The sequence below is a fragment of the Methanothrix soehngenii GP6 genome (assembly GCF_000204415.1).
Taxonomy (GTDB): domain Archaea; phylum Halobacteriota; class Methanosarcinia; order Methanotrichales; family Methanotrichaceae; genus Methanothrix; species Methanothrix soehngenii.
Map to the genome: position 1 here is coordinate 2,095,156 of NC_015416.1, position 12,470 is coordinate 2,107,625.

Consider the following 12,470-nt stretch of genomic DNA (forward strand, 5'->3'; position numbering starts at 1 on the left):
TCAGGCTCGGCGGCCAGCATTAACAGGCACTATTCCCGCTATAATGCGATCACTCAGGGATGTCTTTTCACAAACAGGTCCCCGAATATCTCCTCTTGCTCCAGCCACACCTGCTTTCTCTGGGCCATGAAGAGTAGTGAGACGTAGTTGGTCACCCCGTCCTCATTCAGTCCATCTCTGCTGTTAATATCCAGGAAGGTGATGGTCTTCTTCTCCATGAACATATCATCCAAAATGGGTCCCAAGAACCTGATCCTCTCCTCGATCCCTTCATCGTGTGAGAGGTCCAGTGCCTTCTCCTCAGTGGAGGGCCAGCGGTCCCTCATGGCCTTTCTCCGGCCGACCATCTCCGCCTTCTTCAGCTCCGAGATCAGCTCTTCTAAGGTTACCGGCCTCTTGGTGCGCCTCCTCACTGGCGGGCGGGGAAGGGTGCTCTCCCTCTCCTCTTCCCAGACCTCCTCCCCCACCTCCTCCAATTCAGGCTCTGGCTCCTCATCTGCCACCTCCTTTTGCCCTTCCATGGAGTCGGACTTCATCCTCAGGAGAATGCTGGCATAAAGGAGTGTCCTGGCCGGTATTCGCAGGTCTCTCTTCTCCAGGGAGTCGATGTACTGCAAAAACTTCTCTGTGGTCCTGGCAATATCAATATCCCAGGGATCGATATCCCCTCTACGAGCAAGCTCCACCAGAACCTCCGCCGGCTCGCCGAACTCGAAATCGCGGGGATTCTTCATGAATGGATCTTCGGACAAGTCCTACCTCAGCTGGTGCATATGCCGGTCACCGTGGTGATGTTGTTCTCTTGCATGGTCACGCCCAGGGTGAACTTCGACTGCAGTATCATCGGCTTTCTCAGGGACACCACAATGAACTGGGCCTGGGCAGAGATCTTCTTGATCAGCTTTGCCACCCTCTCCACATTGGCTCCATCCAGGAACATGTCGATCTCGTCCATAGCGTAGAAGGGCGCAGGCCGGAACATCTGAATGGAGAAGATGAAGGAGAGGGCGGTCAGGCTCTTCTCCCCTCCGGACATGGCCTCCAGGCGGTGGAAGGGCTTTCCCGCCGGCCGGGCCTTGATGGTCATCCCCCCGCTCAAGGGATCCTCCGGGTTCTCCAGGATCAGGTCGCCTTCTCCCCGGGATAGCTCCTGGAATATGTTCTTGAAGTTCTTGTTGATCTCATTGAAGCTGGATAAGAATGCCTCCTTTTTCATCTGGTCATACCTCTCCAGCTTATCGATGATAGCTTCCCTCTCCTCCCTTAGAGTGGTCCTCCTCAGAGCCAGGAAGTCATAACGGGTCAACACATGATCGTACTCGTCGATGGCCAGCATGTTCACCGGCTCCAGGTCTCTCATGAATTGGGTCAGGGCCCGGATCTTCTCAGCCACGGTATTGCTATCCGGCGGCTCCTGGGTCGAGTCTACGCCGCTCTGTTCGATCTCTCTTCGCAGTCCCTCCACCCTCATCTGGATGACATCCCTGGCGGAGAGGCTGGCATCCAGACGAGCTTGAATCCGGTCCATCTCCCGTTCCATCCTGTCGATAGCCCGCTGCATGGTGATGGTCTTCTCAAGAAGCTCTACGCGCACTCCTTTGAGGCCGTGCAGCTCCACTTCGATCTCCGCCTCCCTGGACTTCATCCCATCCAGTTCCAAATTTAGGCTCTGGATCATGGTCATGGCAGCCTCCTTCTGCTCTGCTGCCTCTGCCTTCTCCGATTCCAGTAGCTCCTTTTTGGATGAGATCTCCTTTTGCTTCTCGATTATGCCCTCTTCCCGGATCTTGTCCTTGAGGATCTCGGCATCGATCTCGGCTATCCGGTCCTGCAGCCTTCTAATCTCCGATTTGGCCGCGTCTGCCTTGCGATTCAGCTCGGGGATCGCTGAGCCTGAAAGGTCGGCCTCTATCCGGCCTATCGTCTCATTCATGGATGCCAGGGTCGCCTCAGACTCCCGGATCTCCCCCTCCAGAGCGTCCAGCCTTCCCTTATAGCTGAGAAACTCGCTCTCCATCTGCACGAGCCGCTCGCGCTTCTCAGAGATGCTCTTCTCCAGCCGGGGCTTTGACCCCGCCATCTCGTCCGCCTGGAAGGTCTTCTTGGAGATGGACCGGTTCAGCTCCTCCACCTCTCGGGTTATGTGGGAGATCTGCTCCTCCATCCGGTCCAATCTCTCCAGAAGTTTCCCGCGCTCGGCATCGGCGTTGGCAATCCTCTCCGATAGCTCCAGGAGCTTCTTTCCCTCCTCTGCCGCGAACTTCATCCTGGTCCTATAGTGGCCTCCGGTCATCGCTCCGGACCTCTCCACCAGATCCCCTTCTAAAGTGACCATCCGGTAGCGGCCCATGAGAGCTCGGGCGTGGTTTAAACTCTCTACCACTAAAGTATCACGAAATACATACCAGAAAGCCCCCTGAAACTTGGGATCAAAGTCGATCAGCCTGAAGGCATAGTCAACTATCCCCTCGTAGTTGGGCTTGACCGAAGGGCTGCCCCGGTCCAGCTTATTCAAGGGGAGAAACGTGGCCCTGCCGATCTGGGACCTCTTCAGATATTCAATGGCCCGGGCGGCATCCTCGTCCGTGGCGGCGACAATGCTCTGCATACGCGCTCCTGCAGCCACTTCCAAAGCGACAGAAAAGCGCGACTGAACGTTCCCCAGTTCCGCTACGGTGCCATAAAGGCCGGGGAGCATACCATTCTTGAGAGCAGTGCGGATGGCGTCCACCGCCCGGCTGAATCCGCCTTTGTCCTCTGCCGCCTTAATCCGGCTGTCGGTGCGGGCGAACTCGCTCTGCAGCTTATTCATCTCCCTCTCTGCCTCGGCGATCTCCCGGCGCAGCCTGAGTCTTGCGCTCTCCAGGTCATCCCGATCCTTCTCCAGCTCCATCGCTCGGCTGTTGAGCCCGGCCAGCTCCTCTTTCAGTTGTTCGGCCTCATGATCGCTGCCGGCCAGGGCATCCATGGCCTCCTTGATGGCGCCGGAGAGCTCCTCTCTTTCCAGGCTCCCCCTTCTCGTGGCATCCAGCAGACGGTCCCGCTCTCGCAGCAGATCTCCAAGCCTTGCTTTGGCCTCCTCCCGGGTCCCCCTCGCTCTCTCAAGCTCCTCTCTAAGGGCGGAGAACTGGGCGTCCTCACGGGTTAAGCTCTCTTCAACCTCCTGGAGGAGATCGTTTTGATCTTCAAGCTCTCCTTCTAAGCTGGCCTTGCGAATGCTTGCGTCTCTGATCTTCTCCGCCAGAACCTCCTCCTCCCCAGAGAGGTTACCCAGCTGAATGAAGCTCGCATTCTGCTGACGATCCAGATCATTCAGGGCCTTCTCCGCCATCTGTATCTTGCTGGTCTCGCGGGCTAGTTCCCCTTTCAGCTCCTCTATCCTCCGCTTGACCTCGATCTGCTCGTCCTCTCCCTTATGGGTTATCTCCTGACCGAGGTTCTGCAGCTTCTCCTCCTGGACGGCAAGCTCGGAGCGATCCTCATCTGCCCGCAGCTTGATCTCATCATTCTTGCCCTGGAGGGAGGATATCTCCTGGTTCAGGCTCTCCAGCTCTCCAGATGCCTCTTTGAGCCTGGCCAATAGGAGGAAGGCCTCCTGCCTTTTCAGCTCGTCCTTGTGCGCCTGGTAGGAATGAGCCTTATCCCGCTCCGCCCGCAATCGGTCCAGCTGGCCGCCTACCTCCTCCAGAATGACGTCAACCCGTTCGACGCGCTCTCGCACCACATCCAGCTCTTCCAGCGCCTTCTTCTTCTTCTCATCGAACTCTGCGACGCCAGCGATCTCGTCTATGATCTTCCTCCGCTCAACAGCCGTCATCTCAATGATGCGGGTCACATCCCCCTGCATGACGATATTGTAGCTTTCTGGGGTTATGCCCGCCTTGGCCAGCAGGTCCAAAAGCTCTGCCTGGCCACAGGACTTGCCATTAAAGGAATAAGAAGAGGCATATTTGTCGCGGTTTATCTTGATCTTTCTTGAGACCTCGATCGTATCCTGATCCAGTGGAAAATGGCGGCTGGTGTTGTCCAGCCTGACTATTACCTGGGCAAAATCCGGATTCTTCCCGTTATCCCCCCGGTAGATGAGATCGGGCAGCCTTTCCGCCCTCATGGCCCGCGAACTGGAAAGGCAGAGGGCGAAGAGGAGAGCATCGACTATATTGGATTTACCGCTTCCATTCGGCCCCGTCACCGTTACAAAATCGTTCTTCAGAGGAACCCTGATGCTCTTGCCGAATGACTTGAAGTTCTTGAGCTCAACCTCTTTGATGTACAAAGGTTACCTCCGCCCAAATTCTGCAATGCTGGCCCTTTCGATACTCCTCAACATTAGAATCACGTCCCTCGGCTTTAATCCCGCTCTTTTTTCTTAAGGCAGTTGAGGCTTTCGCTTATGATTTCTGCTCTAACTTAATCATGTATTCGAGGATGTATATATCACTTTCCCATATTTAAGCATTTTATCCAGTACGATTATTAAATTATCAAAATCAATATATTTATTTAAGCATAGACAATTTCATCCATCCCAATAATTCTAGTTTTCCCCTCTCATTCCTCTAAAGCCTGTTTTCAGGGTTACCCCAAGGCTTATTTACCATCTGGCAGATCGAAATGGGAATGGACGTACTCGCAGATGTAGGTGGAAGGCCAGGCCTGGACTGCAGGGGATTTTGCAGCTACTGCTACTTTAAAGGGGTAAAAAAGGTGCCACCATTCGGCTGCAAGAACTGCATGCCCTTCAAGAAGGGCTGTGACTACTGCGCCCGCGCCATCATGGAGGGCTATCCAGGCTTCAAGCCCATGAACGACGTCTTGTTCGAGGTGGCTCAGAGGTGCATGGGCAGCATGCCGGACAAGGTCACCATCAGCGGGGGTGGCGACCTGAGCTGCTACCCAGACCTTCTACCACTGGCGAGGATGGTGGGCCAGGGAATAGTGCCCATTAGCCTTGGCTACACCAGCGGAAAGGGATTCCGGGATAAGGACGATGCGGCAAAGCTTATCGATGCCGGAGTGAACGAGGTCTCTTTCACCGTCTTCTCCACCAACCCCGAGCTTCGACGCAAGTATATGGGAGACAAGCATCCTGAGGTCGCCCTGGAAAATTTGAAGACATTCTGCCACAGCTGCGAGGTCTACTGCGCCGCAGTCATAATTCCGGGCGTAAACGACGGTCATGAATTGGAGAAGACCTGCAATGACCTGGAGGAGATGGGAGCACGAGGCCTGATCTTGATGAGGTTTGCCAATCGCCGTGATCAGGGCCTGATCCTGGGAAATGGACCAATTATGCCAGGGATAATCCCTCATACCATCGAGGAGTTCAGAGACCTGGTCACCCATACTGCAGAGATGCACAGCTTCCGGGTAACTGGAACGCCTCTATGGGATCCGGTCACCGGCGCGCCCTTCGCTCTGTCCAGGCATCCAGATATCATATCCCGCCTGCCCCCTCTGAGGAGAGGGGCGAGCATCATCACCAGCCGGGTGGCTGCTCCTTTGCTCACGGGCATCTTCAGTCAGATGGAGGGAGGAGAGAAAGTAAGCATCCTGCCGGTGGAAAAGGACATCGGCTGCCTGATTACCATTGAGGACTTCTCAGGCCTTGATCTTGACCAGGTCATGGGCACGGTCATCATTCCCGGTCGAACCATGGCCCATGAGAAAGAGATCAAGAGCGTCCTGTCAAAAGACGGCAGGGAAAGGATGATAATTCGGGGCCCAGATACTCTCACCGTGGACGGCGAGATGAGCATCTCCATGAACGCCCAGGAAGTCCTAGAGCTGGAGGTCGAGGCATTCGGAGAGCTGATCGAGGCCATCAATGCCATGGGCATTTGAACAAAGCGAGGGGGCAAAAATAGATGAAGAAGATGAGAAAACAGAAGAGGCCTTTTCATGTCATGATCATACCCACCCTAGGCTGTCCCTCCAAGTGCAGCTACTGCTGGAGCTCCGAGGTCGGATCCCCGAGAATGACCATCGAGACAGTAGGGGAGATCGTAGAATGGTTGCGCGATTTTAGGGATGATCCGGTTACATTCACGTTTCACGGTGGAGAGCCGCTGCTTGCCGGTGCGGATTACTACAGAGCTGCCCTTCCCATGCTCAAAAGAGAGCTTGAGCATCTCAGCCCCAACTTCGCCCTGCAGACGAACCTGTGGCTCTTGACCCCAGAGCTGGCGGAGGTCCTGGCAGAGCATGAGATTCCCATTGGCTCGAGCCTTGACGGCCCTCAGGAACTCAATGACCTGCAAAGGTCTAGTGGATACTATGAGAAGACCATGGCCGGATATGAGCTGGCCAAAAAACATGGCCTGCAGGTGCAATTCATCTGCACATTCACCTCTTATTCAGTGCAGTTCAAAGAGGAGATATTCAACTTCTTTCGGGAAAACGGCCTGGTCCTCAAGCTCCACCCCGCCCTCCCATCGCTGCGCAGCGACCAGCCAGACCGATGGGCCCTTCCTCCAGAGGAGTATGGCGAGCTGTTGGTCTATCTCCTGGACAAATACCTGGAGAATATGGATCGAATCGAGGTTAGAAACATCAACGATTACGCGAGGTGCGTATTCACCGGAAGGGGTACCGTCTGCACCTTTGTGGACTGCATGGAGAATACCTTTGCCGTGGGCCCAGATGGGAGCATCTATCCATGCTATCGGTTTGTGGGAATGCCCGAATACGTCATGGGAAACGTTCGCGACCGCCCCAGCCAGGCGGATCTGGCCGCCTCCCCCGCAGGAGTGCGCATGCGTCAGTTCAAAGAGTATGTGGATGTGAACTGCAAGGGCTGCAAGCACTTGCGCTACTGCCGGGGGGGCTGCCCTTACAATGCCATAGCTCCGACAGATGGGATCATTATGGGAGTCGATCCTCACTGCATCGCTTATAAGAGGATATTCGATGAGATCTCCGACCGCTTCAATAAGGAGATGATGGCCTCCATGGGGCTGGAGGCTACGGGTCCTGGAAGCAGCGGGAGCAGCCGGCCTGGGATCATGTCATTGATGCAAAAGATGATCGGAAGATGATTTTGAGGTAACCTGAGGGCAATTCGAGCATAAAAGCAGCAGATGCTGCCCAGGGTACCAAAACATTATTGCCCATGAGCGGAAACTGATTAATCGATCATTATGGAGAAGATTCAAGAGGTCAAGGGCCTGGGCGGAATGCTGAACGGTTTTAGGGATTTGGTCAAGGATGACCAGAAGATAATTTTCGTGGGGTCACCTGGTTTTTGTACTCCCTTTGCATTATTCCTGGGCTATCCAGTGCGAGAAAAGGAGATGGCCTTCATTCCCGGCCTTGATAGTGAAAAAGCCAGGAAGCTGGTTGCCACGGAATCGGGGATGGAGTTGGGAGAGAAGTGCAGCTTTGAGGCCGATGCCGTGGTTGTTCTGGGTGGAATGGCCATGCCCAAGATTGGAGTGAAGGCCGAGGAGATGGCAGATTTTCTCGCCAAGATGAAATACAAGAAGCTGATTGGCGTCTGTTTCATGTCGATATTTGAAAAGGCTGGCTGGTGCCAGGCTCTGAAGTTCGATAGCGTCATGAACATAATCATCGAGGGTGATATATCCTGCAGATAGCGACGGGACCATAATTTTATTACATCGGGAGTGCAGAGGGTCACGAATACCCCAACCTTCCGGTTGGGGATGAAGTGAACCCTCGTCCGTTTTTTGCGTTAACTCATATCGATCAACCGTTGCTTCTTTTAAAATGAAATCGTATTTGGCACTTTAGCCACAGGTGGTGCCACCCACCTATGGCTAGGATGTGATAAGCGTTGGAATTGCGCAGCTTCAGCCATGGCTATGGTCAAATTACCTACCACATCGTACTGGTGCCAAAGTATCGATACAAGATATTCTATGATAAGCGAGTTAAAAAGGATTGCGAGCTAGTTCTCAGCAAAATTTGCATGGAGCAAGGCTATAAAATTCATGCAATGGAAATTGTAGATGATCATGTTCACCTGTTCCTGGAATTTCGCCTGAGCTATTCTCTTTCAAGAGTCGTTCAATTTTTGAAAGGAGGCATTTCATATAGAATGTTCAAGCTTCATCCCGAATTGAAAAAAAGATATTGGGGCGGAAGCTTGTGGTCAAGTGGCAAATTCTTTCGATCTGTCGGAAATGTGACCGCTGACACAATACAGCACTATATTAAGGAATCTCAGGGAAAACCAAAAGCAGAGTCGAAAGTTTGCAGATCGCGGGAATCCGGGCAAAGAAGGCTCGATGATTTCTGATCTCCAGCTAACCGGGCGTGCGCGCGGCCCGAAGCATACCCCATCCCTTTAGGGTGGGGTGGCCGCGCGCAGTTTGATTTTTAATCTATGAAACAGTCCAAAATCAGGGCAATTACCCCTTGAGGGTTTCGATTTAGCACCAATTAGAAGAGCTTTAAATTCCTGCGTTAATATTTTCAATCTTTATGGTTGTTTTTAGGTCAATTCATCCATTATGTAGCCTCTTTTTCTGCATTTTGCCTTGCTTTTTCTCTATTCTCTCGTGCACTTTCATAGCCTCCGCTATGTTGAAGGAACACGCCCTAAATATTTCAACTGCTCTATGTTGTAAACGATTGAATTCATCATGAATTTTATCCCTGCTCTGGCGATAGTCGTTACAGAAACATGACCTGCATTATGGGCTCGTTTCATAACCGCAAAACATCTTTCGATTTGCGATCGCTTTCTACTGATCCTTTTATTTCTCAGAATGTCTTTGATTCCCAGCTTATGACCTCTTGCAGCTTTTTTCATCGCAGCATCGTATCCTTGTGTCTTGGCACCGCTATATCCTTTATCGGCGTAACGTGGTAATCCATTGATTCCAAGGTCCACCTGACTATCATGAAGAGATGCTGTTGTTGTCTCGATTTTTCGGATAAGATGGTACTCGGTATCGATTAGAATATGGCCCTTATAACCGAAAAATGATTTGCTGCCCTTTTTTGCCCAAGTCCCCTCATTTATTGGACCATCATCAAGTCTCTTTGGTTTGGCATTGCTGCTAACGATATTATTAGAAATATTGAGCAAGTCTTTATCAAAATCAGGAGTCGGTCTCGCCTTGATGGCTTCTAAATTGGGATCCTTTTTATCTTGGTCTTTCTGATCTTTTTTATTCCTCTTTTGCCCTGGATCAGATGTTATGAAAGTAGCATCCTGAATTGTGCCCTTCTTTACGGCAAATCCTTTCTCATCAAGCTGATTCTGGAGCTCTTTCCAAAGATCCTCGTATCTGCCACATTCGATCAGTCGCTCGCGAAATAGCCAAACTGTGCTGAAATCTGGAATCACTTCTGTGGTGCCAAGAAAAATTCGAAATGAGATTCTGTCCGTAACTTGGCGTTCCAGTTCTGGGTCTGATAAACCAAACCAACTCTGAAGTACAAGTGCCTTCACCATAATTACAATATCAATGTTTGGACGACCTCCATGGCTAGTTTTATTCTTATAGATCAATGGTTCTAAAAATCTGAATCGATCCCAATTGATTAAAGAGTTAATATCGGAGAGATCATCGCCGAGAGCTTTAACCCGAGAATATTCTTCTCGCATGGCAAAATCTATGAGCGTCCTCATACATCAAATATTATGATATTAATAGTATATAAACATTTCGATTGATTAGTTTTTCGAAACCCTCCAGTATAGATTATGATACTAGGATCTTTGCTTTAAGAGAGAAAGACGAAGAAGTCAGCGTGACTCTTCTTAGATCGAGACAACGAATCAAGTTGGTTCTAGGCGACTATCAGCGAACCAGACTCAAGGATTCTAAACCGACAAGCGCAACGCTTTGTAAGAAAGGATCTGAATACTATATCAACATCCAGGTTAAAAGCGAAGCACCGGAGCAGATACATGTTGATACAGTTCTAGGTGTCGATCTTGGTATAACTGATATAGCTGTGACCTCCGAAGGCCAGAAGTTTGGCGGAAAGACTATCAAGCTAATCAAGAATCATTATGCGTCTATGCGTGCTGTTCTTCAACAGAAAGCCGTGAAAGGTACAAGGAGTTCAAGGCGAAGATGCCGAGAGCTTCAGCAACGACTATCAGGCAAAGAAGCACGCTACCAACGGCAGATCAACCACGAAATCAGCAAAGCCATTGTGACCAGAGCCCAGGAGATTCCTGCAAAGATAGCTCTGGAAGATCTAACCGGAATTAGAGAAGGCGTCAACCAGAAAGCAGGAAAAAACCATAGACGAAAAGTCAATGGTTGGGCCTTCTACCAGCTTAAGGAGTTCCTTGGCTATAAGGCTCTCGCGGCGGGTGTTCCTCTGGTTCTGGTGGACCCCGCATACACCAGCCAGACGTGCCATCAGTGCGGTGAGCATGGAATCAGGAATGGCAAGAGCTTCAAGTGTCCTGTGTGTGGTTGGTCTGGCGATGCTGATTTCAATGGTGCTAAGAATATAGCTTTCTTGGGCCGCTATGTAGACCGGCCTGGAGGCTCGGAAGGACTTCCAAGTATCAAGGCAGTCCTTTCAGGGCTACTGAAAGCTCCGGTCTTTAGGCCGGAGTAGTTTACAGAGACCCATTTTGCCATTTGACTATAATATCTTCGATTCGATAAAAGTGGCATCTGCCACCGATCGGCAGACCTTGCCGAAGTAGGGCTCTCTCCTCGAGTTCGCCACCCGCAGCAGTTCCTTGACCCTCTCCGGGTCGCAGCTATCGATCTTGACCAGATTGTCGCTTCTTAGCAAGCAGGGCTTGATCTTACCATCCGAGGTCACCCTCAGCCGAGTGCAATGGGCGCAAAACTCGGTGTTGTCCATCGGCCTGACCACCTCCACCTCTGCTCCATCCAGGAAATACTTCTTCCTTCTGTGCATCTCACGGATTAGGATGGAATCCGCCCTGGCAGCAAGGCTCCTCTCGATCCCCTCAATGTCTCCGGATATTCCCTGGCCTTGAATGTCCAGGAGCTCAATCAACTGCAAGATAAGCCCCCTCCGGCGGCAGAAATCGATCATCTCCGGGACCTCCGACTCATTCCTCTTCAAAACCACAAAATTCAGCTTGATGGGCAAGAGATCGGCCTCTCTTGAGGCATCAATCCCCGCCAGCACCTTCTCCAGATCCCCTGGACTTCCCCCGGTGATCTGGCAATACCTGTTCGGCTGGAGGGAGTCCAAGCTGACATTCACCCTGTCCAGACCAGCCCGGGCCAGAGCCTCCGCCCGCTCGGCAAGCAGGATGCCATTGGTGGTTATGGATATATCCAGGCTCTGGGGAATACGGGCAATGATAAGATCGAGGTCCTTTCTCAGCAGAGGCTCTCCGCCGGTGAGCTTCACAGAGCGCATCCCAAGCTCCGCTGCCGCTTTGGCAATGCTCACCACCATATCTCCTGGAATCTCGCCACCAGGCAGCAGCTCTCCCTCGTGATGGCAGTAGATGCACTTCAAATTGCATCGAGGGGTGAGAGCGATTCGTATGCCTGTGACTTTGCGGCCATAAGAGTCCACCATTTGACCGGCCATTACAAGCAGGTAATTATGTTGCTAGTATTAGAACTCTCTTCTGCAAGGTTTATTATATATTTTAGTATTCTATCTCGCCCAGGCTGCGCTTGAGATAGCTGAGCAGGGTCATGGCTATTATTATGCAGATAGCAAAGCCACTGAGCAACTCCTCCCAGGGATGGCTGTTCTCGGAGAAGGCATAGATTATTCCCCCGGAGAGAAGGGCCAAGATCAGGGTGGCGATGATGGAGACCAACATGGACCACATGATGGACCCCACCTCGTAGCGCTCGAAGAACGAGGCAGAGAGGACAAAAGCGATCGCCGCCAGGATAAGGGTTATGGATGCTGGCAGGCCAGGCCCGTAGCGGAAGAGCTGGATCAGCCCCAGAGCTAGGGCCATCATCACCACTGCCAGCAGTCCCGAAGCAAGAAAAGCCTTCAGGATGTAGTTGTCAAAGCGATACTCCATCCGGATCATCCTTTATCAGGTGTATATTGAAATAAGCATATGCATATTGCGTTTTGCCTCTTTCAATTCGACCTTTGGATCTCTGCATCAAGCTCCATCATGACCTGCTTATACTCCCGGTTAAGCTTTTCAGCCTTCTCTTCTGCTCCATCCATCACCTGGGAGCGGCCCATTATCTCCAGCTCCCGGCTCAGCTCCGAAAGGCGCATCGCCCCCACATAAGCGCTGCTGGACTTCAGGCTGTGGGCGGCGGTCTGCAGCTCTTTTGCATCACCGTTCTCCACCGCCTTCAGGATCGCTGCAATCTTTTGCGGTGAATGCTCCAGGAAGAGGCCACCCACCTCAGCAACAATATCAGGATCGCCATCATCCTGCAGCTCCCTGAGGCTGGCAAGCACCGATCGATCCAGTGCATTGCCAGAGACTTCATATCCTTCTGTCATTTCAGCCCATCCTTGCAATCTATTAGATGCGTGTTTGCGTATTTCTTACTATTTATTCT

The 12,470-nt window shown here is 51.9% G+C and carries 11 protein-coding genes; 5 read left to right on the top strand and 6 right to left on the bottom strand.

Annotated features, from left to right (window positions below; all coding sequences use genetic code 11):
• Positions 1–53: 53 nt before the first annotated feature.
• Together MCON_RS10380 and smc are read right to left on the bottom strand one after the other, a co-directional pair.
• Positions 54–752: a segregation/condensation protein A gene (locus MCON_RS10380; protein WP_013719924.1), complete on the bottom strand. Its 699-nt coding sequence runs from the start codon at positions 750–752 to the stop codon at positions 54–56.
• Positions 753–760: 8 nt separating this feature from the next.
• Positions 761–4,276 carry a chromosome segregation protein SMC gene (gene smc, locus MCON_RS10385; RefSeq protein ID WP_013719925.1) on the bottom strand — a complete coding sequence of 1,172 codons (3,516 nt, stop codon included), beginning with the start codon at positions 4,274–4,276 and terminating at the stop codon, positions 761–763.
• A 344-nt stretch (positions 4,277–4,620) separates the two neighbouring features.
• Between smc and mmp10 the strand changes: the two genes are divergently transcribed.
• The 4 genes from mmp10 (at position 4,621) to tnpA (ending at position 8,260) form a co-directional block, all read left to right on the top strand.
• Entirely contained in the window at positions 4,621–5,844 is a 1,224-nt protein-coding gene (gene mmp10, locus MCON_RS10390; RefSeq protein WP_048133196.1) for a methyl coenzyme M reductase-arginine methyltransferase Mmp10, read from the top strand.
• Between the two features lie 23 nt (positions 5,845–5,867).
• Complete coding sequence (locus tag MCON_RS10395; protein WP_013719927.1) at positions 5,868–7,037, top strand: TIGR04083 family peptide-modifying radical SAM enzyme; 1,170 nt, start codon at positions 5,868–5,870, stop codon at positions 7,035–7,037.
• A 102-nt stretch (positions 7,038–7,139) separates the two neighbouring features.
• On the top strand, positions 7,140–7,595 hold the full coding sequence (locus tag MCON_RS10400) for a DUF2124 domain-containing protein (RefSeq protein ID WP_013719928.1): 456 nt from the start codon (positions 7,140–7,142) through the stop codon (positions 7,593–7,595).
• Positions 7,596–7,795: 200 nt separating this feature from the next.
• Positions 7,796–8,260: an IS200/IS605 family transposase gene (gene tnpA / locus MCON_RS10405; protein ID WP_013719929.1), complete on the top strand. Its 465-nt coding sequence runs from the start codon at positions 7,796–7,798 to the stop codon at positions 8,258–8,260.
• 282 nt (positions 8,261–8,542) lie between these two features.
• Here tnpA and MCON_RS10410 read toward each other — a convergent pair whose 3' ends face one another.
• Positions 8,543–9,601 carry an IS5 family transposase gene (locus MCON_RS10410; RefSeq protein ID WP_013719930.1) on the bottom strand — a complete coding sequence of 353 codons (1,059 nt, stop codon included), beginning with the start codon at positions 9,599–9,601 and terminating at the stop codon, positions 8,543–8,545.
• 41 nt (positions 9,602–9,642) lie between these two features.
• On the opposite strand from MCON_RS10410, the gene MCON_RS10415 reads away from it, so the two are divergent.
• The gene (locus MCON_RS10415; RefSeq protein ID WP_013719931.1) at positions 9,643–10,551 is read left to right on the top strand and encodes an RNA-guided endonuclease InsQ/TnpB family protein; all 909 of its coding nucleotides are present in this window, start codon (positions 9,643–9,645) and stop codon (positions 10,549–10,551) included.
• Between the two features lie 27 nt (positions 10,552–10,578).
• Here MCON_RS10415 and moaA read toward each other — a convergent pair whose 3' ends face one another.
• The 3 genes from moaA to MCON_RS10430 all read right to left on the bottom strand — a co-directional run bounded on the left by moaA (position 10,579) and on the right by MCON_RS10430 (position 12,411).
• A complete protein-coding gene (moaA, locus tag MCON_RS10420) occupies positions 10,579–11,514 on the bottom strand; it encodes a GTP 3',8-cyclase MoaA (RefSeq protein ID WP_048132343.1) in 936 nt (311 codons plus the stop codon).
• Between the two features lie 61 nt (positions 11,515–11,575).
• Positions 11,576–11,977, bottom strand: a complete 402-nt coding sequence (locus MCON_RS10425; RefSeq protein WP_157863784.1) for a hypothetical protein — start codon at positions 11,975–11,977, stop codon at positions 11,576–11,578.
• Between the two features lie 53 nt (positions 11,978–12,030).
• Positions 12,031–12,411, bottom strand: coding sequence for an Hpt domain-containing protein (locus MCON_RS10430; protein ID WP_013719934.1), 381 nt, complete (start codon positions 12,409–12,411; stop codon positions 12,031–12,033).
• Positions 12,412–12,470: the final 59 nt, after the last annotated feature.